Here is a 26,341-nt window from a genome sequence, read left to right on the forward strand (position 1 = left end):
CGGGCGTTCGGTCCGAACCGCACAGCCGAGGTCGTGACGCCATGAGAACCGAAGAGACGTGGGAGATCCCCCCGCTCGACGACGCACCCGATATCGCGCGCCCGAGGGTGACGGGAACCGGTGCGGCACTCGCCGATCCCCGCCACTGGCCCGGAATCGGCGTAGCCGTCACCGGACTCGCCTTCGCGGTGCTGGCCGCGGTGTTCCTCACGGCGGGTTACCCGGGCCTGGCGATCGTCGGCGCCGTCATCGCGGGAGCGGCGTTGATCGGCGGGACGGTCCTGCTGGTCCTGGAGCGCCGACGCCGCACCGATCAGGGGGAGGCCGGGATCGTGCCCCGGCTCGGCCTCGGCGGGACTCAGTAGGCGCGGCAGGTATCGCGCGCGACGTTCTTGGTGGCGTTGAACTTGTCGATGGCCACGTTGAGCGTCGCGATGTCCACCCGCTGTTCCAGGGTGCCCGCCAGTGCGTTGGTGTCGTCTCGGTAGGCCCGCAACTTCTCGGCGACGTCGGGCAGTACCTCCCGTGTCACCGAGCGATCGACATTCTGCGCGTTGCCGCGCAACGCGGTGACCGCGCTGGTGGCCTTGGCGTCGGTGTCGGGTGCGCTGCTGTTGCTGGCGTCGATGTAGGCGTTGAAACTACTGACCGAACTCTCGTTCGCGGAGAAGAAGGTGTCGCAGGCCGCCTCGGTCGCCGTCTGCGCGGCGGCGGCCCGGGAGGAGGAAGCGGAGATGGAGGAGGCCGTCATATCGGATCGGTAGGCGGCCAGATCGGTCTGGTTCACCTCGGCGGTTCCGGTCACCAACGTGGAACACGCACCCAGGAAGAAGATGCCGATAACGGTGGCGGCAGCTGCGGCGGCAAGGCCCGCTCGTTCCAGTTGTCGCATGTCGGTTTCGCCTCTCTCCCCTCGGGCGTCCGGTTCCGCGAGGGTTGCGTATCGTACCGGACCACTCGACGGTACTTGCTCCACCGGGTGCACGTCAGCCGTGCGTGCCCAGATCGAGACCATCGATTTTCCGGGGGCGGAGACCGATCAGGGCGGGGGTACCGCCCGTTTGTCGGAGAAGGACGAAAGCGACGATTCCGGCGTCGGCGCGCGCGGGGGCGGGCTATCGCGTGGCGATATCGATGACGAGCCGGGTCGGGTTGGCGAGTGTGCTGACCGAGAACCCGGGTCTGGCGGCGTTCACGCCGATGAACGACTGCGTGGTGCCCTCGAAGACGACGGTCCGGTACACCCCGGCGATACCGGGAGTGCCGGGGGCGGTCGCCGGATCCGGGCCCTCGTAGGGGGTCACGCCACTGTCGAACGGATAGGCCGAACCGGTGATCTGTACTTCCAGTATCGATCGGCCCGCGACGTCGATCTGGTTTCCGCTCCCGTCCTGCACGGCGCGATCGGTGTATTGCACGATCCATCCCGGACTGCCGGTGCCGCCGAGGTCGTAGACGACGCGATCGAATCCCGGCTGCGAGCCGATGCGGATACCGGTCACGGTGAGGCCGGCGCCGGAGGACGGTTCGCCGCGTTTGGGTTGCGCGTCGGCGGGTGCTGGCGCCGGTACGTCGGCGAAAGTGCCGGTCGTACCGGCGGTGCTGGACACATTCGACGGGGGGCGGGTGGTGTCGCCGTCGTCACAGCCCGTGAGCAGGGCCGCCGTCACCGCGATCGTCGACACAATCGTGTTACGCATGTGACTGATGTTACTGAGTGAATGCTGCGTGGCGGCGGAAACGGGCCGGACTGTGCCGCATGGATGTTCGCGCGCGGACTTCCGGCGGGATGTGGGCCGTGGACGACGACGCGAAAACCACTGCGGAAAAAGTTAGCTGAAATGATGCTGTATACCGGTATTCCCGCGTTTCCGGTGCCGGGAAGCGGTTGCGCCCGAGGCTGAGAACCCGTGTGGGGCGGGGGTGGAACGCGATCGGGTGCCGGGTCTCGCGCCGGATCGTCCGTCGCGAATTCGGTCCGTGCTCGCCGGGGTCGGTAATCCGTCTGCCGGTCAGTGCCTTTCGTGTGTCGAGGCCGCCGACCGCCTCGGTCGGAGCCCCGTCCTTGCAGCGGTACGCACACTCGTAAGGACAGCTGATTAGTCGGTGTGACCAGTACGTACGCGTACCGGACCCGGACTCGGGAGCCGAACGTGCCCGTGGCGCAGGTCGAGTCGCGGTCGATGAACGACCCGCGCGGTCGAGGTCGGAATGGATTCGGGCATTTCGGGACTCGCGGAGGCGATGTCGAGCCGGATCGCCACGCCGGACGTGGGCCGTGAAGTCGCGGCATGTCGGCACGAAATACACTGTGCTGGTGGAATTCACGGTCATCGTCTCGAATCGTGGGATGCGGGGGAGAAGAAATATCGGCCCAAACGCGACTATTCGGCAACGATCTAGCACACTTGACGGTGTGGGAGATCTCGAGGACGTGCTAGCCCGATTACGCCGCTATCCGGATGTGGAGGCGCAGAACCTCTATGCCGTCGATGCGGCGGATCGGCTGATCCTCGACGTCGCCGCCGAGGCCATCGGCTCTTCCGGTAGCGGGAAGGTAGCGATTATCGGGGACAGCTACGGCGCGCTCACGCTCGGGGTGGTCGTCGGACACGATCTGCGCGGTATTCGCGTCCACCAGGATCTACTGACCGGTGAACTCGCCCTGGCCAACAACGCCCGCGCCCTCGGTCTCGCCGATCGATACGCGGCCTATCCCCTCGGCGAGCAGTTGCTCGGCGGTGTCGAGGTGGTGCTGCTGCGCCTGCCGCGCGCGCTGGCTGGACTCGCCGAGATCGCCGACGCCATCGCGCGCTACGCCGATCCCTCGGTGACGGTGGTCGCCGGCGGTCGTGACAAGTACCTGACGAAGTCGATGAACGATATGCTGGCCCAGTCCTTTTCGGAGGTCAGAGCGAGCCGGGGGCGGCAGAAGTCGCGCACGCTGCTCGTCACGGGGCCGAAGCCGGTGGGGGAGCCGCGATTCCCGGTGCAGGACCGGCTGGAGGATTTCGACATCGACGTGGTCGCGCACGGTGCGGCCTTCTCCGGGCCGCGCCTGGATATCGGCACCCGATTCCTGCTCGAACACCTGAAGTGGATGAAGCCGGACGCCCGCGACGCCATCGACCTCGGCTGCGGTACCGGCATCATGGCGGTCGCGCTCGCCAAGGCACGCCCGGCCCTGCGGGTGGTCGGCACCGACCAGTCCGCGGCCGCGGTGGCCTCGGCCCGGGCGACCGTCGCCGCCAACGACATGGTCGACCGGGTGACCGTGGTCCGCGACGACGCGATGTCGTCGGCCGCGGACAACAGCGCCGATCTGGTCGTGTGCAATCCTCCTTTCCATGTCGGCGCCGCCGTGCACACCGGTTCGGCGATCAAGATGTTCACCGAGACCGGCCGCGTCCTGCGGCCCGGCGGCGAACTCTGGGCGGTGTACAACTCGCATCTGAACTACCGGGGTGTGGTGGAACGTATCGTCGGTTCCACCGACGTCGTCGGCCGGAATCGGAAGTTCACGGTGACGCGGTCGGTCCGTGGTCTCCACGATGTGCAACAGCGGTAGAGTCCGAATTGTCCGCCTCATCGATCGGCCGAGGAACTCGTTGGGGATGACAGACGTTGGAACAAGCAGTTGGATATCGAGTATTCGGCTCGACAGACAGCGGCAACGACTCCAGAAAGGCATCCGCGGTGCGCACCTCCAGCAATCCGGTTTTCCGTAATTTGCCCCGCCAAGAAGGCGTTGGCGGTGGGTACGCCAACTTCGGGTCCGGGGTGGCGGGTGCCGGCCAGATCGGCAACCAGTACGGCCAGCAGCCCTACCAGCAGCAGCCCTACCAGCAGGCCCCGGCCACCCGGTCGATGACGATCGATGATGTCGTCACCAAGACCGGCATCACCCTGGGTGTGCTGATCGTCTCGGCGATCGTCTCCTACGGGCTCACCAACGCGAACACCTCGCTCGCCCCGCTGTTCGTCATCGTCGGCGGCCTGGTCGGCCTGGTACTCGTGCTGATCGCCACGTTCGCGAACAAGATGGACAACCCCGCCCTCGTCCTGTCCTACGCGGTCGCCGAGGGCCTGTTCCTCGGTGCGCTGTCGTTCATGTTCACCGATGTCGAATTCGGCGGCGTCGGCGGTAGCGCGCTGATCGGCCAGGCCGTCCTCGGCACCTTCGGTGTCTTCGCGGGCATGCTCGTGGTCTACAAGACCGGCGCGATCCGGGTCACCCCGCGTTTCACCCGGATGATCGTCGGCGCGCTGATCGGCGTCGTCGTGCTCGCTCTCGGCAACCTGATCGCGAGCTTCTTCATCTCCGGCGGTCTCGGACTGCGTGACGGCGGCACGCTCGCCATCATCTTCAGCCTGGTCTGCATCGCCATCGCCGCGTTCAGCTTCCTGCTCGACTTCGACGCCGCCGACCAGCTGATCCGCGCGCAGGCGCCGGAGAAGGCGGCTTGGGGCGTCGCTCTCGGCCTGACCGTCACCCTGGTCTGGCTCTACGTCGAGATCCTGCGACTGCTGAGCTACTTCAACAACGACTAGTTCCGAGCGGCTCCGGCCGCACGGATACGAGAAGGGCGGTCGCCGACGCGGCCGCCCTTTCGCGTGTGCTGGATCAGGCGGCAATACCGAGCGCCGCGGCGACCGCGACCGGTACCAGGTACAGCAGCGGGAACGGGACGTGCCCGTAGGCCCGCGCCCGCACGATGGTGACGATCGCGCCGAGGAAGTAGGCGACGATGCCGATCGCGGCGGCAAGCCCGATCACCGGCACCCACAGCCCCACGATCAAGCCGAGCGCGCCCGCGCCCTTCACCAGCCCGAGCGGGGTCCACCACGATTCGGGAACGCCGTATTCGACCAGCGGGCCGACCACGAACTCGGCGCGCCGCAACAGCGACAACGCCGAGAAGCCGACCCAGGCGGCGGCGAGAACGGTGACGATGACGTAGGCGGCGTGCATGGCGGTCTCCCGGGTGCGTACGAATAGTTCGTTCGCTCGGTAGACGAGGCCCGACCGCGATATGTGACATCCGACGCCGCGCCCACACCGTGGCGAGGTGATCGGCCGGGTCGGTGGCAGGGTGCACAGGTCCGTCGGTCGACTGCCCCCACGGCCGGGCCGAGGTCGGCAAGCGTCATCGAGCCCGTCGCCGCGTGGTGGAGGGCATCGAGACGGTCGAGTTTCCGTCCCGTGCCTCAACGACGAACGGCTCCCTATCGCGGGGATAGGGAGCCGTCCGGACGGGTTCACCGTGACCGCCACCTGTGCGGTGGCGGCGCGGGTATCAGCTCAAGCGCTCGATGACCAGCGCCATGCCCTGGCCGCCGCCGACGCACATGGTCTCCACGCCGAACTGCTTGTCGTGGGTCTGGAGGTTGTTGATCAGGGTGGTGGCGATGCGCGCGCCGGTCATGCCGAACGGGTGGCCGAGGGCGATGGCGCCGCCGGAGACGTTCAGCTTGTCCTCGTCGATCTTCAGTTCGCGCGCGGAGCCGAGTACCTGCACCGCGAACGCCTCGTTGATCTCGAACAGGTCGATATCGTCGACCGTCTTGCCCGCCAGCGCGAGGGCGTTCTTGACGGCCTCGATCGGGCCGAGGCCCATGATCTCCGGCGACAGGCCGGAGACGCCGGTGGAGACGATGCGGGCCAGCGGGGTCAGACCGAGTTCGGCGGCCTTGGTGTCGCTTATGATGACCAGCGCCGCGGCGCCGTCGTTGAGCGGACAGCAGTTACCGGCGGTGACGGTGCCATCGGGACGGAACACCGGCTTCAGCTGGCTGACCGCCTCGTAGGTGACACCGGCGCGCGGGCCGTCGTCGGTGGACACCACGGTGCCGTCGGGCAGCGTGACCGGGGTGATCTCACGTTCGAAGAAGCCGGCCTTGATGGCCGCCTCGGCGCGGTTCTGCGAGCGAACGCCCCAGCGGTCCTGGTCCTCGCGGGTGATGCCGGTGAAGCTGGCGACGTTCTCCGCGGTCTGGCCCATGGCGATGTAGGGGTCGGGGAGCAGGCCGTCCTCGCGCGGGTCGTGCCAGATGCCCGCGCCGCCCTTGGCGGTTTCGGCGGTCCTGGCCTGAGCTTCGTCGAACACCGGGTTCTTGGTGTTCGGCCAGCCGTCGGCGGAGCCGTTCTTGTAGCGCGAGACAGTTTCCACACCCGCGGAGATGAAGATATGGCCCTCGCCCGCCTTGATCGCGTGGAACGCCATCCGGGTGGTCTGCAACGAGGACGCGCAGTAGCGCTGCACGGTGGTGCCGGGCACGGTGTCGTAGCCGAGCTGGACGGCGACGTTGCGGGCGATGCCGAAGCCCTGCTCGCCCGCGGGCGAGCCACAGCCGAGGATCAGGTCGTCGATCTGGGTCGGATCGAGCGCGGGCACCTTGTCCAAGGCCGCGCGAATGATCTGGGCGGTGAGATCATCGGGCCGGATGTCGACCAGCGAACCCTTCATGGCGCGGCCGATGGGGGAGCGAGCGGTCGAAACGATAACTGCCTCGGGCATGAGGGCTCCTTTGTGCTTCTGCTCAGTTTTGTACTGGCGACTCTATGTGTACCAAATTAGCCGAGCGGCGCACCCGCCACCCCGGAGATTCGACGAGTCCGCGCAGCCGCGCGGTGATGCCACGTCGTTCGGCCGAACGGGCCTGCGGTGACTCCGCCCGTCGCTGCGCGAGTGCCGTCACCAGGACCGGCAGAATATGCGCCGCCGCCAACGCGTAACCGTCGGCGGAGGGGTGGAAGCCGTCGGCGGCGAAGAGCCGGTCCGGCGAAGTGAGGAATTGCGGACCGAGGTCGCCCATCGGCACCGGGTGGGCCCCGGCGTCGGCGCTGACCCCGAATTGCGCCTTCGCCAGCCGCACGCTCCAGTTGTGCACGATGGTGCGCAGCGGCTGCGGTATCGCGGCGACGGTGCCCAGATCCGGGCAGGTGCCGACGACCACGACCGCGCCCGCGTCGTGCAACCTGCGCACCGCGGCGCCGAGCCGATGCGCCGAGGCGGAGATCGAATGCTTCTTGGTGACGTCGTTCGCGCCGACGAAGATCACCGCGGCGTCCGGCGGCGGACCCGCGACGAACATCGCGTCGACCTGACCGGACAGGCCCTTGGAGGTGGCGCCGCAGATCGCCTTGGTGCTGAGCCTGATACTCATCCCCGTGGCCTCGGCCAAACCGCGCGCGATCCGCACGCCGGGCACTTCCTCGCAGTTCGCGCATCCGAGCCCGGCCGCGGTGGAATCGCCGAAGATCATCAGGTGCACGTCGACCGGCTTACCCGGCCGCCAGGGCTCGGGTGACTCGCAGCCCGCGGTGTAGACACCGTCGGCCTCCGGCGGTTTGGAGGTGTCGCGTCCGATGATCCCGCGCGCCGCGCCCGCCTGTGCCATGAGAAGTCGATACGCGGCCCACGACGCGGTGCCCGCGCTGGATCCGGCCAGCACGGTGGCCATACCCGTCACCGCGGCGGTACGCCTGCTCATCCGAGGTGCCACGACTACGAATAGTAGTGGCTCCGCGCACGGCGACGTCGATCCCGCTTCCGCCGCCGGTCACCCGGGCGCGTACCGGATGGGTCGCCGCCGCCGGGCTCGCCCAGGTCGTCGGGGTGCACCGGCGACCGCGAACTCCCTGGCGATCTCAGCCGGGGACGGTGAAGGTGGCCTTGGCCGGAACGTTCGCGGAATCGGTGGTGATCGCGACCTCGACCCGGCCGGGGCCGGTGTCCTGGAACAGCGCGTACAGGATGCTGCCGTAGATACCGGTCACCACGTTGTTCTCGTATACGCCGATCGCGCCGGTGTCGAGATTGCGCCACGCCACGAAGGCGCGCACCTCGCACAGCGGGGCGAACGGGTAGAGGCCGGGGCCGACGCCGGAGACCGGGGTCGCCCGCATGTTGAGGATGGCCCGGCCCGGCCAGTCGGCGCTGGTATCGGCCCAGGTCTCGATACTCGTCCAGCACAGACCGCCGTGCGCGAGCGTCGGCACCTGGGGGAACGGGACTGTCGCCGCACTGGCCTGCGCGCCGGATCCGACGACCGCGGCCGTGGCCGCGCACACCAGAACGGTGGCGGCTCGGACGATGTTGGGCTGCCTCATATTTCCCGATCCTAGGCCCGAGGGCCGTGTCCGGGTGCGACTCGCCCCGCACCGATTTCGCCCCGCCGTGCCGGAATTCACAATGCGCCTCCCGAGCCCGCGCGCACTGGGCCGTCGCGACGTCGGGAACCCGCGTAGAGGGCCGTCGATGCGAGCACCGCGCGGCTTTCTGCAACGATGGAGCTATGCGCATCGCGGATCACGTCGTGGACCTCATCGGCAACACGCCCCTGGTCCGGTTGAACTCTGTCGTCGGACCGAACGCCGGGCTGGTGGCCGCCAAGATCGAATACCTCAATCCTGGCGGAAGTTCCAAGGACCGGATCGCGGTGAAGATGATCGAGGCGGCCGAGAAGTCGGGCGAACTCGGTCCCGGCGGCACGATCGTCGAACCGACCTCGGGCAATACCGGTGTCGGACTGGCCCTGGTCGCGCAGCAGCGCGGCTACAAATGTGTATTCGTCTGCCCGGACAAGGTCTCCGAGGACAAGCGCAATGTGCTGCGTGCCTACGGCGCCGAGGTCGTCGTCTGCCCGACCGCCGTGCCGCCGGATCACCCGGACAGCTACTACAGCGTTTCCGATCGGCTGGTCCGCGAGATCGACGGCGCCTGGAAGCCGGACCAGTACTCCAATCCCGGCGGCCCGGACAGCCACTACGAAACCACCGGCCCGGAGATCTGGCGCGACACCGAGGGAAAGATCACCCACTTCGTCGCCGGTGTCGGCACCGGCGGCACCATCACCGGCACCGGTCGATACCTCAAGGAGGTGTCGGGCGGCACGGTGAAGATCATCGGCGCGGATCCGGAGGGGTCGGTGTATTCCGGCGGCACCGGCAGGCCGTACCTGGTCGAAGGCGTCGGCGAGGATTTCTGGCCCTCGGCCTACGATCCGGCGATCCCCGACGAGATCATCGCGGTGTCGGACGCCGATTCGTTCGACATGACCCGGCGGCTGGCCCGCGAGGAGGGACTGCTCGTCGGCGGTTCCTGCGGTATGGCGGTCGTCGCCGCCATCGAGGTGGCCCGTCGTGATCCCGACGCCGTCGTGGTCGTGCTGCTGCCCGACGGCGGCCGCGGCTACCTGTCCAAGATCTTCAACGACGAGTGGATGAGTTCCTACGGCTTCCTGCGCACCCGGCTCGACGGCAGCATCGCCGAGCCGCTGGTCGGCGATGTCCTGCGCGGAAAGTCCGGCGCGCTGCCCGATCTGGTGCACACGCACCCGTCGGAAACCCTGCGCGACGCCATCGAGATCCTGCGCGAATACGGTGTCTCGCAGATGCCGGTGGTCGGCGCCGAACCGCCGGTGATGGCGGGCGAGGTCGCGGGCAGCGTCACCGAACGGGATCTGCTGTCGGCGGTATTCGAAGGCCGTGCGCACCTGACGGATTCGGTGGCCGAACACATGAGCCCCTCGTTCCCGTTGATCGGATCCGGCGAACCCATCTCCGCCGCCACCAAGGCACTGTCCGACACCGACGCGCTGATGGTGGTCGAGGACGGCAAACCGGTCGGCGTCATCACCCGCCACGACCTGCTCGGCTTCCTCAGCACCGGTTCCATCGGCCGCTGAAAGTCTCGACGCCCACCCCGTCCGGCTATCCGATCGCGGGCTGACGGAGTGCTGTCCGCGATAGGTGCGAAAACTGTTGTGCGTTCGTCGTCCCGGCTGAAATTCGCGGCCCTGGATGCGGCGCTGAACCAATATTCGCGACGCGCCAGCAAATAATTCGCAAACTCGCTGTTTCGGAGACGACCCGGGGTATAACCGGCTCGGGAACAGCCACGGCACCGGCCCTGGCGTATCGGGTAGCGAAGGGACGGGCCGTGTACACCTCCAGTTCGGCTATCGATTTCGAGCAGGGGCTGACGGACGCGTGGAGTTCGATCGCGACGTTCGTTCCCGCCGCGGCGGGTTTCCTGGCGATCCTGCTCGGGGGCTGGATCATCGCCAGGGTTGTCGCGGCGATCGTGAGCCGCGTGCTCGTCCGGGTCGGATTCGATCGGCTGGTCGAGCGCGGCGGTATCGGGGATATGTTGGCGCGCAGCCGGTACGACGCCTCGGATCTCTTGGCCAAGTTGGCCTATTTCGCGATTCTGCTGATCGCCCTGCAACTCGGTTTCGGGATATTCGGGACGAATCCGGTCAGCGCGACGATCGACCGCATCGTCGCGTGGTTGCCGCGCGCCGCCGTGGCGATCGTCATCATCGTGGTCGCCGGAGCCATCGCGCACGGGGTGCGCGATATGGTCGCCACCGTGCTCGGCGGCCTGTCGTACGGGCCGATGATCGGGCGGATCGCCGCGGTATTCGTCTGGGGTATCGGCATCGTCGCCGCACTGAACCAGATCGGTGTCGCCACCTCGGTGACGCTGCCGATACTCGTCACGGTGCTCGCCACCATCGGCGGCGTCATCGTGGTCGGTGTCGGCGGCGGACTGATCCGTCCCATGCAGCGTCGCTGGGAGGACTGGCTCAGCGGCCTCGAGGAGGAGATGCCCGTGGTCAAAGGGCATGCCCAGACCTATCGGCGCGGTCGCGACGACGCCGCCCGGGAACAGTTGTGGATGGACGACCGGGCCACCCGAGCCCAGCAGCAGTGGGCGCGGGAACCGATGCGCGGCGGCTACGGCCCGGGCGGGTACACCAAGGACGACGACTACTACTTCGACGACCCGGGGGAGATTCGTTGAGATTCCTTGGATCCGAGGGTCAGCGAAACGCGTCCGCGCCGGTCAGCGCTTTACCGAGAACCATTTGGTGCACTTCCGCCGTGCCTTCGTAGGTGAGCACCGATTCCAGATTGTTGGCGTGCCGCAAGACCGGATAGTCGAGGGTGATGCCGTTCGCGCCGAGAAGTGTGCGGCATTCGCGAGCGATTTTGATCGCTTCCCTCGTGCTGTTCAATTTCCCCGCGCTGATCTGCTCGGCCCCGACTTCGTGACGATCCTTGAGCCTGCCGATATGCAGCGCGAGCAATTGCCCTTTGCCGAGTTCCAACGCCATATCCGCGAGTTTGGCCTGCGTGAGCTGGTAGGAGGCGAGCGGTTTCTCGAAGACCTCGCGGGTGCGGGTGTATTCGATGGTGGCGTCGAGGCAGTCCCTGGCCGCGCCGAGCGCGCCGAAGATGATGCCGTACCGCGCCTCGCTCAGGCAGGCGAGCGGCGAACCCAGGCCCTTCGACGCGGGCAGGAGCGCGTCGGCGGGCAACCGGACGTCGTCGAGGTCGAGTTCGGCGGTGATCGAGGCGCGCAGTGACAATTTGCGACGCATCTCGCGGGCGGTGAAACCGGGAGTATCCGTCGGAACCAGGAATCCGCGGATCCGCTCGTCGGTCCGCGCCCAGATCACCGCGACATCGGCGACCGAGCCGTTGGTGATCCACATCTTCGATCCGTTGAGCACCCAGTCGTCGCCGTCGCGCTCGGCACGGGTGCGCATGCCGCCGGGATTGGAGCCGAAATCGGGTTCGGTCAGCCCGAAACAGCCGATCGTCTCGCCCGCCGCCATGCCGGGCAGCCAATGCTGTTTCTGTTCCTCCGACCCGAACATATGGATGGCCGTCATGGCCAGCGAACCCTGGACCGAGACCATGCTGCGCACCCCCGAATCCACCGCCTCCAGTTCCTGGCAGGCGAGGCCGTAGGCGGTCGCCGACATGCCCGCGCATCCGTATCCCTCGAGGTGCATGCCGAGCAGACCGAGTTTGCCGAGTTCCGGTGCGATCTCACGGGCGGGAAAAGTGCCCGCCTCGAACCAGTCCGCGATATGCGGGCGCAGTCGCCTGGCCGCGAACGCGGCGACGGTATCCCTGATCTCGCGCTCCTCCTCGGACAGCAGGGAGTCGGTTGCGAAGAGTTCGTCGACAGTCACCATGAACTCAGCCTAATCGGCCGCCCGCGCGGCGAGACGGCCGTCACAAACGGGTGCCGACGTGCATATTCGGACTCGGCCATACCACCGGGCGCGCGGTTGCCCGCGATTGCCTCCCTCTAGTCTGGGGGTATGACCGAGCTGGGATTCTCCACACGGGCAGTGCACGCCGGATTCGATCCTGATCCACAGACCGGTGCGGTGAACGTGCCCATTTACGCGAGTTCGACGTTCGCCCAGGACGGAGTGGGCGGATTGCGCGGCGGCTTCGAATACGGCCGAACCGGCAATCCGACGCGCACCGCTCTCGAGGCCAACCTCGCCGCCCTCGAGTCGGGCGCCTACGGGCGCGCGTTCGGCTCGGGCATGGCGGCCACCGACTGTGCGCTGCGCGCGATGCTGCGCCCCGGCGACCACATCGTCATCCCCGACGACGCCTACGGCGGCACCTTCCGGCTGATCGACAAGGTCTTCAGTCAGTGGGGGATCGAGCATTCGCCCGCCCACGTGTTCAATGTCGACGAGATGCGCGCCGCGATCCGCCCCAACACCAAACTGGTCTGGATCGAGACGCCGACCAACCCGCTGCTCAGCATCGGCGATATCCCGGCGCTGGCCGAGGTCGCCCATCTCGCGGGCGCGAAACTGGTGGTGGACAACACCTTCGCCACCCCGTATCTACAGCAGCCGCTGCTGCTCGGCGCGGATGTGGTCACCCACTCCACCACCAAATACCTCGGTGGGCATTCCGATGTGGTCGGCGGCGCGCTGATCACCAACGATCCCGAACTCGACGCCGCGTTCGGTTTCCTGCAGAACGGCGCGGGCGCTGTTCCCGGCCCCTTCGACGCCTACCTCACCATCCGCGGCACCAAAACTCTCGCGCTGCGGATGGAACGTCACTGCGACAACGCCGAGGCCCTGGCCGAATACCTCACCCGGCATCCGGCGATCTCCCAGGTCATCTACCCGGGCCTGCCGGAACATCCCGGCCATCTGGTCGCGGACAAGCAGATGCGCCGTTTCGGCGGCATGATCTCGGTGCGCCTGCACGGTGGCCGCGCGGCCGCGCACGATTTCTGCTCGCGCACCAAGATCTTCACCCTCGCCGAATCGCTCGGTGGCGTGGAATCGCTGATCGAGCATCCGGCCGCGATGACCCACGCCTCGACCGAGGGCTCGGATCTGGAAGTGCCCGCCGATCTGGTTCGACTGTCGGTCGGCATCGAGGACATCGGCGATCTGCTCACCGATGTGGAACGGGCGCTCGCGGGCTGAGCACAACAAGACCGAGCACAAACGGAAACGGCCGCTCCCGTGCTCGGGTGCGGCCGTTTCCGTTCGGGTTTCGTGACGCAGGGATCAGCTGTGGTAGGGCTCCGCGCTGATCAGCGTGACCTTCATCGTGTTGCCGTTGGGCAGCGTGTATTCCCGGGTCTCGCCGACCTTGGCATCGATGAGCGCGCCGCCGAGCGGGGAGTTCGGCGAGTACGTCTCCAGTTTGGAGTCGTTCACGCCCTCCTCGCGGGTCGCGATGAGGAATGTCTCGGTGTCGGACTCGTCGCCGTCGTAGTAGACCTTCACGACCGAGCCGGGGAGTGCGACGCCCGCCTTGGTCGGCGCGACGCCGACCTTCGCGTTGTTCAGCAGTTCCTGCAGCTGGCGGATACGCGCCTCCTGCTGGCCCTGCTCCTCACGCGCGGCGTGGTAGCCACCGTTCTCCTTGAGGTCGCCCTCTTCCCGGCGCTCGTTGATCTCGGCGGCGATGACGGGACGGTTGGCAATGAGCGCGTCGAGTTCGCCCTTGAGCCTGTCGTGCGACTCCGGGGTCAGCCAGGTCACTTGCGTCTCGGTCATCTCGATCACTCCCTAGTAGTTGTTCCCGGCGGACCGGGATTCCCTGATACCGGCGCTTTACCCACCCGGAGGAGGGCATGCACCAGCCGACGGCTAGAGCCAATCCTGGGAAGTTCGTCGAACCCCGACAGGTGAAGTTGCGGGCAAACCCGAAAACCCGGAACTCACAGCGCTGGCCGCCAATGCAGCAAACACGGCTCCGAGCCCCGGAACCGTGTATCACGCCATTTTAGCATGAATCACAAACATGCAGGTCGGAGTTCATTTTGCCGACAAACACGTTGTTAATTCGCGAGTCGGGAGATGTTTCAGCCTGCCCGCAGATACTCGGGCACCCGATCGCTACATCCGTATATGTTGCCCGCCGATGGCCGGGCCGAGGAACGGACGATCGTCGTCAATTCGACCGTTCCGCTGTCCGACGGTGTGATGAGCACCTCTCTACGGCCGACCTCGGCCCCGTCGCGATCCATCGCCCGGACGAAACAGACCGCGGGGCGCGACGGGTCGTCCCGGGTCACCTTCAGCCGGATCGACAGGGTCGAATCGTCGACGAGGGTGTAGCCGAGTTGTTCGGCGTCGATATCGTCCGGACCGTACTTCTGGAAGCCGAGAAAAGCGATTCCCAGGCCCGCGACCAGCACGATCGCGATCAACGTCGCGGGAATCCAACGCTGACGAATCCCGGGCGCGTCGCGTCGGTCACGGGTGCCGTAGCGGTCGGCGCGACGAGCCGCCGCCGCGCCATCGGCGGACACGTCGCCGGTGGTTTCGGGCTGGGGCTCGTTCATGGACTTCTCGCTCCCGGGGGGCACGTCGGAACAAAAGTAGGTCGAATGAAACTATAGGGAATGAAGACCCGACACCCGCGACCGAGAGCGACGGTGAACGAGACGTGAGTGGCCTTCGCCTCATGGCGGTGCATGCCCACCCAGACGACGAATCCAGCAAGGGTGCCGCAACCACCGCCCGTTACGCCGACGAGGGACACGAAGTCCTCATCGTGACGTTGACCGGCGGCGAACGTGGCAGCATCCTCAACCCGGCGATGGACACCCCGGGTGTGCTCGACCGGATCGTGGAGATCCGGCGAGAGGAGATGGCAGCCGCCGCGCGCGCGCTCGGCGTGCGCCAGACCTGGCTGGGTTTCGTCGACTCCGGATTACCCGAGGGCGATCCGCTGCCGCCGTTGCCCGACGGTTGTTTCGCGCTGGTCCCGCTCGAGGAGTCGACCGAGGCGCTCGTGCGCGTGATCCGCGAGTTCAGGCCGCATGTGATCACCACCTACGACGAGAACGGCGGCTACCCGCATCCGGATCACATCCGATGCCACGAGGTCTCGGTGGCGGCCTTCGAGGCGGCGGGCGATCCCGAACGGTTCCCCGACGCGGGCGCGCCGTGGACGCCGCTCAAGCTCTACTACGACCACGGTTTCAGCCTGAAGCGGATGGAGGTCTTCGCCGCGGAGTACGAGCGCATCGGCGAGCCGTTCCCGTTGCAGGAATGGCTGGACCGCGTGCGGCAGTACCAGGACGGGCGCGGCGACAAGATGGTCAGGGTCACCACCCAGATCGAATGCGGCAAATACTTCCACCAACGTGACGACGCGCTGCGCTCGCACGCCACCCAGATCGATCCGAACGGCGCGTTCTTCGCGATCCCGATCGAACTCCAGCAGCGGCTGTGGCCGACCGAGGAATTCGAATTGGCCAAGACCAGGGTCAGCACCGCGCTGCCCGAACACGATCTGTTCGCGGGGATCGAGGACGCGGACCGGTGATGCTCGCTCTTCTCGCCCAAACCCCCGGCACGCCGACGGGTCCGGAATTCGGCAAGGCCTCACCACTGGGCCTCGCGATCGTTCTCGTCCTGCTCGTCGGCACCGTCCTGCTCGTGCGTTCGATGAATCGGCACCTGAAGAATCTGCCGCCCACCTTCGAACCCGAACATCCGGAGCCGGATCAGGAGGCGGACGAGGGGACCGAACCGGGGATCATCAAGCGCCCCGAATCCGAATCCGGTGAGCCGGTGGAGGGTTCGGACAAGCGCGCGCAATCGAGCTGACGGGCCGGTCGACCGCCGGGTCGACCGAATCTCCTTGCGGTGCAATGCCGTCGACGTGGTTGCCGCGTCGGCGGCATGGCATTCTGGGTAGGTGGGGAATCGGGGATCGTCGCGCGGGTGCGAGGACGGTCGGTGGCGACTCGTCGCGCGGGTCGTGGCGGGCGTGCTCGGCCTCGCCGCTCTCGCGTTGTGGGCCAGGTGCGTCGGCCTGGTCGTCACCTACCGGATCGCCACCGACCCCGCCGTCGACCCGCACGGTTACGGCCTGATCTTCGGCACGATCTTCTCCGTTCCCACCGGCTTGCTCGCCGCCTCGCTCCTACCGCAGACGCTGCGTCCACCGCACCGGGCGCGCGTCAACGCGGTCGCGATGGCGACCTACGTCGTCGCGACGGTCCTGTTGTTCGCCGCGTTCCTCACCGCGTGACGGCGATCGCTCGGAGTCTCCCGTCACGTTTTCACCGTGGCCCGGGGCGGGTACTCCCCAGTAGCGTATGCCGATCGGATGTCACACCGCCGTGCTACCAATTCTGTGTTCGCTCTAGCTAAGGAAGTCCATGCAGACTGTGATCGGCCGGATCGACCGTGCCCTCGACATGACCGGCACGATCGTCGACGCGATCGACGACGGCCGATTGTCGGCGGCCACGCCGTGCGCGAAATGGGATGTGCGCGCGGTGCTCAACCACCTGGTGGGCGGTATGCGGCTGTTCGCGGCGGAGCTGGCGGGAACCGATCCGGTCGGGGCATACGACGATTGGCTGGGCGCGGACCCACAGGTGGCCTACGCGGCGGCGGCCGAGATCGACCGTGCCGCATGGGGCCGTCTGGACGTGCCGTCGTCGGAGGTGAATCTCCCGATCGGTACGGCGACGGCGCCGGAGGCCGCGCTGGTCCACCTCACCGAGGTGGTCGTGCACGGTCTCGATCTCGCGATCGCCATCGGTCGTCCCGATCTCGCCGACGACGATCTGAGTGCCGAACTGCTCGCCGCGATGGCCGAAGCCGGCGGCGTCGAGACCTTCCGCAAACCCGGCATGTTCGGCCCCGAGATCGCGATCTCCCCGGACGCACCGGCCCACCTTCGACTCATGGCCTACCTCGGCCGCACCGTCTAGGGACTTCGGACCTCCCCGGTTTCGGGGTGCGGCGAGGGGAGGACGCATCCGCGGGTGGAACAGGCGGGGGCGGCAGCGCGCATGAGCATCGGCTCGCCCGGCCTTCGACGGTCGGCGTCCGGTCTCAGCGGACATTCTCGGAAGAGATATGCGGGATCGCATCGTCTTCCGGGAGAATCGGCTGCCTGGACCGGGCCCGTACCGGGTGACGGAGGATCGTCCTGGTCCGGGTGGCGGATCTACGCGGGTCCGAGAGGTAGATCTCGTGATGGCGGCCGTTCATAGTCAGGCTGTTCTCGGTCATGAAGGTCTCCATGCGCGCGAGCGTCTCCGGTTCGGTCGCGTACGGGCCGATATGCATGACCTGGATCGCGTCGCCTTCGTGGAATCGTTCGTATTCCGCGCCGATGATCATCTCGGCGGTGACGAAATCGGGCAACCGGATCATCATCCGCCACCGCCATTCCTCGCGGGGCACCGACAGCGGCGGATCGTCGGAATCCACCCACCACTGGCCCTCCAGTTTCGGCACAACGAAATCCCGATTCGTCGCCTTGGCGAGTTTCTTCGCGCCGTACACCGAGCGGTAGAGGGCGCTGACGGCGTCGGTGTACTCCGACCCCAGTGGCGCGCCTTCGCCGGTCACCGTCGCGTAGCCGTAGGTATCGAAGGCGCGTAACACCGGATCGGTCGGCGCGGTGTAGTACTGCTTGTCGCTTTTCGCCAGGTCGAGCTTCATCGCGGGAACCTTTCTGCCTCGGGGGTGCCGTCGAGCCTGCACCCTCCCGCCGCGGGAGAGTCGAGCGCGCCGTTTCGTGGGAGCGCCGTGTCGCCCGGCCGCCGCGCGCCGGCCACGATTGTGAGACGGTGGAACGATGAACCGGCTCGGTAACGCCACCTCCCCCTACCTCCGTCAGCACGCCGACAATCCGGTGCACTGGCGGGAGTGGGATGCCGACGCGCTCGCGGAGGCCGCGGAGCGCGACGTGCCGATTCTGCTGTCGGTCGGGTACGCCTCGTGCCACTGGTGCCATGTCATGGCGCACGAGTCGTTCGAGGACGAGGCGACGGCCGCGTTGATGAACGACAACTTCGTCTGTATCAAGGTCGATCGCGAGGAACGTCCCGACCTGGATTCGGTCTATATGAACGCGACCGTCGCTATGACGGGGCAGGGCGGCTGGCCGATGACGTGTTTCCTCACCGCGGACGGCGCGCCTTTCTACTGCGGTACCTACTATCCGAAGGTGCCGCGCGGCGGGATGCCGTCGTTCGCCCAGTTGCTCACCGCGATCACCGACACCTGGCACAACCGCCGCGACGATGTCCGGCAGGCGTCCGAGCAGGTCAGCGAGGCGTTGCGGGCCCAGGCGGGCGGTCTGCCCGACGCCGAGTTCGCGGTGACCGACGAACTGCTCGATCATGCCGTTCGCGCCGTGCTGGCCGACGAGGACCCCGAGCACGCGGGTTTCGGCGGCGCGCCCAAATTCCCGCCGTCGGCGCTGCTGGAGGGGCTGCTGCGCAGTGCCGAGCGCACCGGTGACGCCGAGGTGTTCGCGGCGGTGGACCGCACCGCCGAAGCGATGGCGCGCGGCGGTATCTACGACCAGTTGCGCGGTGGTTTCGCCCGCTACTCGGTCGACGCGGCCTGGGTGGTGCCGCATTTCGAGAAGATGCTCTACGACAATGCCCAATTGCTACGCGTCTACGGACATCTGGCGCGCCGCGGCGGTTCGTCGCTGCCGCTGCGCATCACCCGGGAGACCGTGGGATTCCTGCTCGACGATCTCGGCACCGCCGAGGGCGGTTTCGCGTCCGCGCTCGATGCCGACACCTATCTCGAACCGGGCGGTCCCGGTGTCGAGGGCGCCACCTACGTGTGGACGCCCGCCGAGCTGGTCGGTGAGCTCGGTCCCCTCGACGGTGCATGGGCCGCAGAGGTTTTCGGGGTGAGCACGGCCGGTAATTTCGAACAGGGCACCTCGGTGCTCACCCGCTACGTCGACCCGGATGATCTCGACCGCCTCGAACAGGTCAGTGCCGTGTTGCGCAAAGCGCGCGACGGCAGGCCGCAGCCCGCGCGCGACGACAAGGTCGTCACCGCGTGGAACGGTATCGCGATCACCGCCCTGATCGAGGCCGGTGCCGCTCTGGGGCAACAGGATTGGGTCGACGCAGCGCTGCGGTGCGCGCGGTTCCTCGTCGCCGAGCACGTGGTGGACGGTCGAGTGCGCCGCGCCTCGCTCGGCGGCGCCGTCGGCGCGGCGCCCGGCATACTCGAGGATTACGCCTGGCTGGCCGTGGCCCTGCTGGCATCGCATCAGGCGACCGGCGAGATCGAGTGGCTGCATCGGGCGCAACGGCTCCTCGACACGGTGATCGAGCATTTCGCCGACCCGGACGTCCCTGGCAGCTGGTACGACACCGCGGACGACGCCGAAACCCTCGTCGCCCGCCCGCGCGACCCCATCGACGGCGCGACCCCGGCGGGCGCGTCCGTACTCGCCGAGGCATTGCTGACCGCCGCCGCGGCGAGCGGCCCCGCCGAATCGGTGCGTTACCGCGAACTCGCCGACGAGACCCTGCGGCGCGGGGCGGTCGTCCTCGCCCGCGCGCCCCGCTCGGCCGGGCAGTGGCTGACGGTCGCCGAAGCGGCGCTGCGCGGACCGCTCCAGGTCGCGATCGCCGTACCGGAATCGGCTGAAAATACTTCCACCGCTACCGATCTCGCGGCGGTGGCACGTATCGCCGCCCCCGGCGGGACGGTCGTCGTCGCCGCACCGGCCGACGCGGTTCCGCTGCTCGCCGACCGCCCCGCTGTCGGCGGCACCGCCGCCGCCTATGTCTGCCGTGGGACGGTCTGCGATCTCCCGGTCACCACGGCCGAGGAATTGCGCGCCTCGCTCGTGCGCTGACTGGAAGGTCGCGGTTTCCGGAACCTCGGTCCGGCAGGCGGTGACTTCGCGCCTTCGTCGTCCGCCTGGCAGTCGGGGGTCGGCGCACCGCAGGTGTGCGTGACGGGCACCTGGCAGCTGTGCTCGGCGATCGGCACATTCCTTGTCCGGCGAGCAGTCGGGGTAATCGGCGCACGGTGGTACGTGGGATCGGTGCTCGGCGATCGGCACGGTTCTCCGGCGAGCAATGGGGGAAGGTCGGCGCACGACGGCATGCGCTCCGGGTATCCGGACCTGTGCTCGGCGGTCAGCTCCGCCGATCGCGGCAATCAGCGGTCCGCGTGACTCGGATCGGGGACGGAGCGGTGGGCCTCCGCCGCGGGGCTCAGCGTCTCGGATTCGGGGACGGAGGTGACTTCCGGATCCACTGTCAGCGGCGCGGAATCGAGGCCGGAAGGCTCGAAATCGGTCCAGCACGCGGTCGGTTCGGGGCGGCCGCGTAACTGAATGTGGTCGTACAGCGTCCATTTGGCCCGTTCGTGCGCGGAGGTGGCCTCGATGATCGCGTTGCTCACCAGGATTCGCCTCGGCGTCGCCTTGGCTTCGGTGGTGAGCCTGGCCGCCTCGTTGACGGCGTCGCCGATCACGGTGAATTCCAGGCGGGTGTCGGTGCCGACGTCACCGGCGAAAACCCGTCCGCGCGCGACGCCGATACCGATATCGAGTTCACCGCTGGCGATCACCTCGTCCCTGATCCGGCGGGCGGCGCGCAAGGCCGGGGTCGCGTTGTCGCGCAGGGCGAGTGGCGCGCCGAAGACGCACAGCGCGGCGTCGCCCTCGAATTTGTTGACCAGGCCGTCGTTCTCCTCGGTGGCGGCGACCACGATGGCGAGCAGCCGATTGAGTTTCGCGACGAATTCCTGCGGCGACAATCCGGTGGACAGCGCCACCGAACCCGTGACGTCGACGAAGAGCGCCGACACCACCCTGACGTCGCCGGTGAGGTCCATTCCGCGCGTCAGGGCGCGTTCGGCGACCTCGTCACCCACGTGCCTGCCGAAGACGTCGCGCATCCGTTCGCGTTCGAGCAGATTCGCCGACAGTTCGTTGACCGAATGTTCGAGCCGCCCGATCTCACTGGTGCTGCCGACCGAGACCCGCACATTCGATTCGCCGTGGGTGATCCGGTCGAGTGCCAGCCGCAGCGCCCGCAACGGCGCGGCGACGGAGATGGCGAGGAATGTGGTGGCCAGCGCTCCGACACCGATGCCGACCGCGGCGAGGTAGATCGCGGTGCGGATGCGGTTCGGCGCGCCCGAGACCGGATCGGCGAGCACGACGATCAGCATGAGCAGCGGCATCGCGCCCGAGACCGCCCACGTGACGACCACCCGGATCAGCACCGACGAACTCCAGTGCATCGTCGCGCCGAGTACTCCCGCCACGACCGGAATGGTCGGCCGGATCAGCCGGTCGACGATGAGGAAGGTCACCGCCGCCGATTGCAGACCACCGAGCAGGAACAGCACGGCGGTGACACCCATGTCGTTGTTCTCGGTGAGATGCGTGAACATCGATGCCGCGATGATCACCCCGGGAATCCACAGGGCGAGTGCCCGCGCGGTGATGGCGATGGGCAGGCGAAGCAGACGGCGCGCCTCGTCGGGGGTGGGTTTGCGTCCGGCGTCCAGCCAGGCGAAATAGACGGTGCGATCGCGCACGGCGAGTCCGATGCCGACGAGGAATCCGATGGCTGGGTAGATGCCGACCAGGGCCATCGTGCGCGGCCAGTCCGCGCCGAGTCTGCCGAGGAAACCGCTGAGCCACAACTCGGTGACGATGACGGCCAGACCGCTGAGATTGGCCGCGATCACCACGACCGCCAGCCCCCAGCGGGCTTTGAGCGCCCAGAACGCGAATTTGGCGATCACGACGCGCGCTCATCCCGTCGCGGTGTCCTCCGGTCCGGTCCGGCGGCGTGAGTGAAGGCCGCGCGCGGCGGCGCGAACCGATGGCACCGCACCCGCGCGGCGGGACGAGGTGATCTCCCGATACTCCTTCGGTTGTCCAGCGTCACGATTCCGACTGTATTGGGGACCCGGCGCTCCCACGGCGGCACTCGCGTTTTCGACGCGCGTTTCGGGGCGAGCAGCATGCGGTCGCGAAGCATTCCGGTCACGGTGCGGCCCGGTTCAGCTCAGGACGACCAACCAGATCGCGATGTAGTGGCACAGTGCCGCCAGTACCGTCGCCGCGTGGAAGAACTCGTGATGTCCGAAGACCTCGGGCCAGGGATTCGGCCATTTGGTGGCGTAGAGGATCGCGCCCGCGCTGTAGACGAGTCCGCCGACGAGCAGCAGGATCAGCGGGGCGAGCCCGACCTGGTCGTGCAGGCGACCGGCCACCGGCACGACCGCCCAGCCCAGCAGCAGATACAGCGGTACCCCGACCCACGGCGGTGCGGTCGGCCAGAGCAGTTTGAGCGCGACACCGGCGAGCGCTCCCGCCCACACCACGGCCAGCAGGGTGCGTCCGGTGCTGCCGGGCAGTCCGAGCAGGGCGAACGGTGTGTAACTGCCCGCGATGAACAGGAAGATCATCGAGTGGTCGGCGCGTTTCATCCGGATGCGGGTGCCGGGGGTTTTCCAGGTCACCCGGTGGTAGATCGCGCTGATTCCGAACAGTCCGCAGACGGTGAGGCCGTAGATCAGCGTCGACCAGCCCGCGGTCGCCGAAATGGTGGCGGCCTTCGCGACGAGGGCGATGACGGCGACGGCGGCGATACCGACCGCCCAGGTGTGGATCCAGCCCCGCATCCGCGGTTTGACCAGCGCGTCGACCAGCCGTTCACTCGGATGCGCGCCGACCGGCGCCGCGTCGACGGCACCGACTGATTCGGACAAAGCTACCTCCTGGGTGACCCGTGAGTAACCTACGGTACCGTAAGTTAGGCTCGCTCGGCTACTGCGCCGGGGAAACGCGGTCGATGCTCGGCTCGGGGTCGTGGGGCGTACTGTTGGACGCCGTGGAGCTTCCGAGTCAGGTGCGTGGTCTGCCTTACCGCATCTACGAGGCGCGGCTGTCCAAGCAGCTGGCCGGCAAACAGCACCCCCGGCACGTCGCGGTGATGTGTGATGGCAATCGCCGCTGGGCTCGGGAGAACGGTTTCACCGATGTGAGCCACGGCCACCGGGTCGGCGCGCTGAAAATCGCCGAACTCGTCGGCTGGTGTGCCGACGAGGGCATCGAGATGGTCACCGTCTACCTGCTCTCGACCGAGAATCTGCAACGCGACCCCGAGGAACTGGAAACCCTCTTCGAGGTCATCACCGACGTGGTCGAGGAACTGTCGGCCCCGGAACAGAACTGGAGCGTGCGCATCGTCGGCACGCTCGACGGATTTCCCGAACTGATCGCCAAACGTCTGCGCACCGCGGCCGAACGCACCGACGGACGCGACGGTGTGCACGTGAATGTCGCCGTCGGCTACGGCGGTCGCCAGGAGATCACCGACGCGGTCCGCAAACTGATGCGCCTGGAGATGGCGGCGGGCGAGACCGGCGAGGATCTGGTGCAGTCGATCACCGTCAACGCGATCGGCCAGCATCTCTACACCTCGGGCCAGCCGGACCCGGACCTCGTCATCCGCACCTCCGGCGAGCAGCGGCTCTCCGGTTTCCTGCTGTGGCAGAGCGCCTATTCCGAGATCTGGTTCACCGAGGCCTACTGGCCGGAGTTCCGCCGCGTCGACTTCCTGCGTGCCCTGCGCGATTACGCCGCGCGGCACCGCCGATTCGGGGTGTGACACCGGCTTTCGGTGAATATGCGCGGCGGATACGGATCACGCTGTGCGCGTGGAGATCACAGTTTGCGCAGTCGCAGGCGATTGATGGAGTGATCGGCGTCCTTGCGCAGGACGAGAGTGGCGCGCGGGCGGGTGGGCAGGATGTTGTCCACGAGATTCGGACGGTTGGTGGAATGCCAGATCTCCTGAGCCGCCGCGGTCGCCTGCGCGTCGTCGAAGCCCGCGTAGTGGTGGAAGTGCGCGTTCGGGGCGGCGAAGGCGGTGGCGCGCAGCGCGAGAAACCTTTGCACATACCACTTCTCGATATCCTCGATGCGCGCGTCGACGTAGATCGAGAAGTCGAACAGATCCGAAACCATCAGGCGCGGGCCGGTTTGCAGCACATTGAGGCCTTCGACGATCAGGATGTCGGGCTGGCGTACGCAGTGCAACTTGCCCGGCACGATGTCGTAGGAGATATGTGAATACACCGGTGCGCACACTTCGGCGGCGCCGGATTTCACCTCGGTGACGAAACGCAGGAGTTTACGGCGGTCGTAGCTATCCGGGAAACCTTTGCGGTGCATTATCCCGCGTCGGGTCAGTTCCGCGGTGGAATAAAGGAATCCGTCGGTTGTGATCAAATCCACACGGGGATGATGATCCCATCGCGCCAGCAATGCCTGGAGAACACGGGCCGTGGTGGATTTTCCGACCGCGACACTGCCCGCGACGCCGATCACGAACGGCACCTGCTTGTCCGGATGCTTTTCCCCGAGGAAGGTCGCGGTCGCGGCGAACAGCCGCTGACGTGCCGCCACCTGCAGGTGGATGAGTCGAGCGAGGGGAAGGTAGACCTCGGCGACTTCTTCGAGATCTATCTGTTCGCCGAGACCGCGCAGGCCGATCAGTTCTTCCTCGGTGAGCACCAGCGGAGTCGATTTGCGCAGCGTTCGCCACTGCTTCCTGTCGAATTCCACATAGGGGCTCGGCTCGCTCATTCGTGCCACTTACCCGACGCTCCATTTCCGCAAACACCCACACAACGGGTATGGACGCTGTGAGATTCGGTCTAGCTCTCGCCGCATGGCCGAATTGTCCTCCGCATCAACAATGTGTGGCACACGGGGTCTTGCTACCCGTCGGTAACCGAGTCGATACCCGGCGTTCTCCCCACTAATGTGGCGACCATGGATGCGCATCCGCTGGTGATCGAGTACCTGCGTCTCGGCTTGGCCTTCGATCGCGTGGAAGAGGGTTTCGTCGACGCCTATACCGGTGATCCGGTGCTGCGCAGGGAGGTGGAGAACGCGCCGCCGCCACAGCCGAGCGAACTGGCGCGCCGGGCCGCGGACCTGCGCGCGGCACTGCCCGAGGCGGGACTTGCACCCGAGCGCACCGAATTCCTCGATGTCCATCTGCGGGCGCTGGAATGCTCGGGGCGCAAGTTCGCCGACGAACCGATCGGATTCGTCGACGAGGTACGCGCCTATTTCGATGTCGAGATCGCCCCCGGGGATGTCGACGACTACCGCGACGCGCACCGGCGGATGGACGAGGTGCTGGCGGGCGAGGGTCCGTTGCCCGAGCGGGTCGCCGCGCATCGCCGGGCCGACGAGATTCCGCCGGAACGGTTGCAGGCGTGCGTCGACGCGTTCTCCGGCGCGCTGCGCGAACTGGTGCGCGAGCGCTACCCGCTGCCCGACCACGAACACGTCACCTACGAGGTGGTCGGCGACAAGCCGTGGTCGGGATTCAACTACTACCTCGGCAATTACCATTCCAAGGTCGCGATCAACTCCGACCTCAAACTGCACATGGCGAATCTGCCGCACTTGATCGCCCACGAGGCCTACCCGGGCCATCACACCGAGCACTGCCGCAAAGAGGCCGGATTGGTGGCGGCGGGTCAGGCCGAGCAGACGTTGTTCCTCGTGAACACCCCGCAGTGCCTGATGGCAGAAGGGCTCGCCGATCTCGCGCTGCGCTCGATAGTCGGCCCGGGCTGGGGTCGGTGGGCGCAGGAGATCTACGCCGATCTGGGCCTGCGATTCGACGGTGAGCGCGCCGAACGGCTGTCGACCGCGTCGGCGGATCTGCTCGGTGTGCGCCAGGACGCCGCGCTGCTGCTGCACGATCAGCACCGCGACGAGACCGAGGTCGCCGAATTCCTGCAACGGTGGAACATGCTGACCCCGGATCGCGCGCGCCAGTCGTTGCGCTTCCTGTCCTCGCCGCTGTGGCGTGCCTACATCAGCACCTACGTGGAGGGCTATCGGCTGCTCGGCGGCTGGCTGGACCGGGCGGGGGACGCGGACGAGCGCGCCGATCGCTTCCGGCGCCTGCTCGACGAACCGCTCACTCCGGGTGCGGTCCGGGCCATGTAGACGAATCGGCCCCGTCGCGATGCGGCGGGGCCGGTAGGTGAAGTCTTCTCAGGTTGTAGCCGGGATTACCAGTTGGCGCACGCGGCTCCGCCGCCGGACAACGAACAGGTGGACTGGAGCAACGCCTTCAGCAGTGCTTCGATCGGCGAGGCAGCGATGAAATTGAGCAGCATGTTGTCTTCCTCGGATGTGTCAGGTGGACAGTGCCGTCCATCTGACTGGAGATAATGTCACATGCACCCGACC

26 protein-coding genes are annotated in these 26,341 nt (G+C 67.3%); 13 read left to right on the plus strand and 13 right to left on the minus strand.

Annotated elements, in window-relative coordinates:
• Window positions 1-41 precede the first annotated feature (41 nt).
• Window positions 42-365: a hypothetical protein gene (locus DAT37_RS28010; protein ID WP_109527871.1), complete on the plus strand. Its 324-nt coding sequence runs from the start codon at window positions 42-44 to the stop codon at window positions 363-365.
• Here the strand turns inward: DAT37_RS28010 and DAT37_RS28015 are convergent.
• Both DAT37_RS28015 and DAT37_RS28020 read right to left on the minus strand, forming a co-directional pair.
• Window positions 359-892 (minus strand): hypothetical protein, encoded by a 534-nt coding sequence (locus DAT37_RS28015; RefSeq protein WP_109527960.1) that lies wholly within the window; start codon window positions 890-892, stop codon window positions 359-361. The two genes, DAT37_RS28010 and DAT37_RS28015, sit on opposite strands and share 7 nt — an antisense overlap.
• A 223-nt stretch (window positions 893-1,115) precedes the next feature.
• On the minus strand, window positions 1,116-1,700 hold the full coding sequence (locus DAT37_RS28020) for an AMIN-like domain-containing (lipo)protein (RefSeq protein WP_109527872.1): 585 nt from the start codon (window positions 1,698-1,700) through the stop codon (window positions 1,116-1,118).
• Between the two features lie 716 nt (window positions 1,701-2,416).
• On the opposite strand from DAT37_RS28020, the gene DAT37_RS28025 reads away from it, so the two are divergent.
• Together DAT37_RS28025 and DAT37_RS28030 are read left to right on the plus strand one after the other, a co-directional pair.
• Window positions 2,417-3,568, plus strand: a complete 1,152-nt coding sequence (locus DAT37_RS28025; protein ID WP_232840049.1) for a class I SAM-dependent methyltransferase — start codon at window positions 2,417-2,419, stop codon at window positions 3,566-3,568.
• Between the two features lie 128 nt (window positions 3,569-3,696).
• Window positions 3,697-4,551: a Bax inhibitor-1/YccA family protein gene (locus DAT37_RS28030; protein WP_109527873.1), complete on the plus strand. Its 855-nt coding sequence runs from the start codon at window positions 3,697-3,699 to the stop codon at window positions 4,549-4,551.
• 73 nt (window positions 4,552-4,624) lie between these two features.
• Here the strand turns inward: DAT37_RS28030 and DAT37_RS28035 are convergent, their stop codons facing one another.
• The 4 genes from DAT37_RS28035 to DAT37_RS28050 all read right to left on the minus strand — a co-directional run bounded on the left by DAT37_RS28035 (window position 4,625) and on the right by DAT37_RS28050 (window position 8,113).
• Complete coding sequence (locus DAT37_RS28035; RefSeq protein ID WP_109527874.1) at window positions 4,625-4,972, minus strand: DoxX family protein; 348 nt, start codon at window positions 4,970-4,972, stop codon at window positions 4,625-4,627.
• 325 nt (window positions 4,973-5,297) lie between these two features.
• The gene (locus DAT37_RS28040; protein WP_109527875.1) at window positions 5,298-6,518 is read right to left on the minus strand and encodes an acetyl-CoA C-acetyltransferase; all 1,221 of its coding nucleotides are present in this window, start codon (window positions 6,516-6,518) and stop codon (window positions 5,298-5,300) included.
• 22 nt (window positions 6,519-6,540) lie between these two features.
• Window positions 6,541-7,494 (minus strand): SGNH/GDSL hydrolase family protein, encoded by a 954-nt coding sequence (locus DAT37_RS28045; protein ID WP_109527876.1) that lies wholly within the window; start codon window positions 7,492-7,494, stop codon window positions 6,541-6,543.
• 157 nt (window positions 7,495-7,651) lie between these two features.
• On the minus strand, window positions 7,652-8,113 hold the full coding sequence (locus DAT37_RS28050; RefSeq protein WP_109527877.1) for a hypothetical protein: 462 nt from the start codon (window positions 8,111-8,113) through the stop codon (window positions 7,652-7,654).
• 185 nt (window positions 8,114-8,298) lie between these two features.
• Between DAT37_RS28050 and DAT37_RS28055 the strand changes: the two genes are divergently transcribed.
• Window positions 8,299-9,690 (plus strand): cystathionine beta-synthase, encoded by a 1,392-nt coding sequence (locus tag DAT37_RS28055; protein WP_109527878.1) that lies wholly within the window; start codon window positions 8,299-8,301, stop codon window positions 9,688-9,690.
• Window positions 9,691-9,944: 254 nt separating this feature from the next.
• The gene (locus DAT37_RS28060) at window positions 9,945-10,811 is read left to right on the plus strand and encodes a mechanosensitive ion channel family protein (protein ID WP_109527879.1); all 867 of its coding nucleotides are present in this window, start codon (window positions 9,945-9,947) and stop codon (window positions 10,809-10,811) included.
• A gap of 19 nt (window positions 10,812-10,830) precedes the next feature.
• Here the strand turns inward: DAT37_RS28060 and DAT37_RS28065 are convergent, their stop codons facing one another.
• On the minus strand, window positions 10,831-11,994 hold the full coding sequence (locus DAT37_RS28065) for an acyl-CoA dehydrogenase family protein (RefSeq protein ID WP_109527880.1): 1,164 nt from the start codon (window positions 11,992-11,994) through the stop codon (window positions 10,831-10,833).
• 129 nt (window positions 11,995-12,123) lie between these two features.
• Here DAT37_RS28065 and DAT37_RS28070 point away from each other — a divergent pair, with 129 nt between their 5' ends.
• Window positions 12,124-13,269, plus strand: a complete 1,146-nt coding sequence (locus DAT37_RS28070; RefSeq protein ID WP_109527881.1) for a cystathionine gamma-synthase — start codon at window positions 12,124-12,126, stop codon at window positions 13,267-13,269.
• 84 nt (window positions 13,270-13,353) lie between these two features.
• Here DAT37_RS28070 and greA read toward each other — a convergent pair whose 3' ends face one another.
• Window positions 13,354-13,848 (minus strand): transcription elongation factor GreA, encoded by a 495-nt coding sequence (greA, locus tag DAT37_RS28075; protein ID WP_109527882.1) that lies wholly within the window; start codon window positions 13,846-13,848, stop codon window positions 13,354-13,356.
• 308 nt (window positions 13,849-14,156) lie between these two features.
• Complete coding sequence (locus DAT37_RS28080; protein WP_109527883.1) at window positions 14,157-14,639, minus strand: DUF4307 domain-containing protein; 483 nt, start codon at window positions 14,637-14,639, stop codon at window positions 14,157-14,159.
• Window positions 14,640-14,761: 122 nt separating this feature from the next.
• Between DAT37_RS28080 and mca the strand changes: the two genes are divergently transcribed.
• The 4 genes from mca to DAT37_RS28100 all read left to right on the plus strand — a co-directional run bounded on the left by mca (window position 14,762) and on the right by DAT37_RS28100 (window position 17,030).
• Entirely contained in the window at window positions 14,762-15,628 is an 867-nt protein-coding gene (gene mca, locus DAT37_RS28085; RefSeq protein ID WP_109527884.1) for a mycothiol conjugate amidase Mca, read from the plus strand.
• The gene (locus DAT37_RS28090) at window positions 15,628-15,912 is read left to right on the plus strand and encodes a hypothetical protein (protein WP_109527885.1); all 285 of its coding nucleotides are present in this window, start codon (window positions 15,628-15,630) and stop codon (window positions 15,910-15,912) included. Before mca ends, DAT37_RS28090 begins: the two co-directional genes overlap by 1 nt.
• 91 nt (window positions 15,913-16,003) lie before the next feature.
• Window positions 16,004-16,339 carry a hypothetical protein gene (locus DAT37_RS28095; RefSeq protein ID WP_109527886.1) on the plus strand — a complete coding sequence of 112 codons (336 nt, stop codon included), beginning with the start codon at window positions 16,004-16,006 and terminating at the stop codon, window positions 16,337-16,339.
• 130 nt (window positions 16,340-16,469) lie between these two features.
• Complete coding sequence (locus DAT37_RS28100; protein ID WP_109527887.1) at window positions 16,470-17,030, plus strand: TIGR03086 family metal-binding protein; 561 nt, start codon at window positions 16,470-16,472, stop codon at window positions 17,028-17,030.
• Between the two features lie 124 nt (window positions 17,031-17,154).
• Here DAT37_RS28100 and DAT37_RS28105 read toward each other — a convergent pair whose 3' ends face one another.
• Entirely contained in the window at window positions 17,155-17,769 is a 615-nt protein-coding gene (locus tag DAT37_RS28105; protein ID WP_109527888.1) for a GyrI-like domain-containing protein, read from the minus strand.
• 136 nt (window positions 17,770-17,905) lie between these two features.
• Between DAT37_RS28105 and DAT37_RS28110 the strand changes: the two genes are divergently transcribed.
• Complete coding sequence (locus tag DAT37_RS28110; protein ID WP_109527889.1) at window positions 17,906-19,945, plus strand: thioredoxin domain-containing protein; 2,040 nt, start codon at window positions 17,906-17,908, stop codon at window positions 19,943-19,945.
• A gap of 308 nt (window positions 19,946-20,253) precedes the next feature.
• Here DAT37_RS28110 and DAT37_RS28115 read toward each other — a convergent pair whose 3' ends face one another.
• Window positions 20,254-21,855 (minus strand): adenylate/guanylate cyclase domain-containing protein, encoded by a 1,602-nt coding sequence (locus DAT37_RS28115; protein WP_109527890.1) that lies wholly within the window; start codon window positions 21,853-21,855, stop codon window positions 20,254-20,256.
• Between the two features lie 261 nt (window positions 21,856-22,116).
• Complete coding sequence (gene trhA, locus DAT37_RS28120) at window positions 22,117-22,740, minus strand: PAQR family membrane homeostasis protein TrhA (protein ID WP_109527962.1); 624 nt, start codon at window positions 22,738-22,740, stop codon at window positions 22,117-22,119.
• A gap of 170 nt (window positions 22,741-22,910) precedes the next feature.
• On the opposite strand from trhA, the gene DAT37_RS28125 reads away from it, so the two are divergent.
• Window positions 22,911-23,729, plus strand: a complete 819-nt coding sequence (locus DAT37_RS28125; protein WP_109527891.1) for an isoprenyl transferase — start codon at window positions 22,911-22,913, stop codon at window positions 23,727-23,729.
• 56 nt (window positions 23,730-23,785) lie between these two features.
• Here DAT37_RS28125 and coaA read toward each other — a convergent pair whose 3' ends face one another.
• Window positions 23,786-24,718 carry a type I pantothenate kinase gene (coaA, locus tag DAT37_RS28130; protein ID WP_109527892.1) on the minus strand — a complete coding sequence of 311 codons (933 nt, stop codon included), beginning with the start codon at window positions 24,716-24,718 and terminating at the stop codon, window positions 23,786-23,788.
• Between the two features lie 180 nt (window positions 24,719-24,898).
• On the opposite strand from coaA, the gene DAT37_RS28135 reads away from it, so the two are divergent.
• Window positions 24,899-26,095 (plus strand): DUF885 domain-containing protein, encoded by a 1,197-nt coding sequence (locus tag DAT37_RS28135; RefSeq protein ID WP_109527893.1) that lies wholly within the window; start codon window positions 24,899-24,901, stop codon window positions 26,093-26,095.
• The last annotated feature ends 246 nt before the right edge of the window (window positions 26,096-26,341 follow it).

The organism is Nocardia aurea (assembly GCF_003123685.1).
GTDB lineage: Bacteria > Actinomycetota > Actinomycetes > Mycobacteriales > Mycobacteriaceae > Nocardia > Nocardia aurea.

Bases quoted from the DNA above. Each gene is read 5' to 3' on its own strand.
- DAT37_RS28045 (WP_109527876.1), bottom strand. From the start codon at position 7,494: ATGAGCAGGCGTACCGCCGCGGTGACGGGTATGGCCACCGTGCTGGCC.
- DAT37_RS28020 (WP_109527872.1), bottom strand. From the start codon at position 1,700: ATGCGTAACACGATTGTGTCGACGATCGCGGTGACGGCGGCCCTGCTC.
- DAT37_RS28080 (WP_109527883.1), bottom strand. From the start codon at position 14,639: ATGAACGAGCCCCAGCCCGAAACCACCGGCGACGTGTCCGCCGATGGC.
- DAT37_RS28125 (WP_109527891.1), top strand. From the start codon at position 22,911: ATGCTCGGCTCGGGGTCGTGGGGCGTACTGTTGGACGCCGTGGAGCTT.
- DAT37_RS28010 (WP_109527871.1), top strand. From the start codon at position 42: ATGAGAACCGAAGAGACGTGGGAGATCCCCCCGCTCGACGACGCACCC.
- DAT37_RS28035 (WP_109527874.1), bottom strand. From the start codon at position 4,972: ATGCACGCCGCCTACGTCATCGTCACCGTTCTCGCCGCCGCCTGGGTC.
- greA (WP_109527882.1), bottom strand. From the start codon at position 13,848: ATGACCGAGACGCAAGTGACCTGGCTGACCCCGGAGTCGCACGACAGG.
- DAT37_RS28070 (WP_109527881.1), top strand. From the start codon at position 12,124: ATGACCGAGCTGGGATTCTCCACACGGGCAGTGCACGCCGGATTCGAT.
- DAT37_RS28055 (WP_109527878.1), top strand. From the start codon at position 8,299: ATGCGCATCGCGGATCACGTCGTGGACCTCATCGGCAACACGCCCCTG.
- DAT37_RS28090 (WP_109527885.1), top strand. From the start codon at position 15,628: ATGCTCGCTCTTCTCGCCCAAACCCCCGGCACGCCGACGGGTCCGGAA.
- DAT37_RS28135 (WP_109527893.1), top strand. From the start codon at position 24,899: ATGGATGCGCATCCGCTGGTGATCGAGTACCTGCGTCTCGGCTTGGCC.
- DAT37_RS28105 (WP_109527888.1), bottom strand. From the start codon at position 17,769: ATGAAGCTCGACCTGGCGAAAAGCGACAAGCAGTACTACACCGCGCCG.
- DAT37_RS28050 (WP_109527877.1), bottom strand. From the start codon at position 8,113: ATGAGGCAGCCCAACATCGTCCGAGCCGCCACCGTTCTGGTGTGCGCG.
- DAT37_RS28040 (WP_109527875.1), bottom strand. From the start codon at position 6,518: ATGCCCGAGGCAGTTATCGTTTCGACCGCTCGCTCCCCCATCGGCCGC.
- DAT37_RS28065 (WP_109527880.1), bottom strand. From the start codon at position 11,994: ATGGTGACTGTCGACGAACTCTTCGCAACCGACTCCCTGCTGTCCGAG.
- DAT37_RS28100 (WP_109527887.1), top strand. From the start codon at position 16,470: ATGCAGACTGTGATCGGCCGGATCGACCGTGCCCTCGACATGACCGGC.
- DAT37_RS28110 (WP_109527889.1), top strand. From the start codon at position 17,906: ATGAACCGGCTCGGTAACGCCACCTCCCCCTACCTCCGTCAGCACGCC.
- mca (WP_109527884.1), top strand. From the start codon at position 14,762: ATGGCGGTGCATGCCCACCCAGACGACGAATCCAGCAAGGGTGCCGCA.
- DAT37_RS28015 (WP_109527960.1), bottom strand. From the start codon at position 892: ATGCGACAACTGGAACGAGCGGGCCTTGCCGCCGCAGCTGCCGCCACC.
- trhA (WP_109527962.1), bottom strand. From the start codon at position 22,740: ATGCGGGGCTGGATCCACACCTGGGCGGTCGGTATCGCCGCCGTCGCC.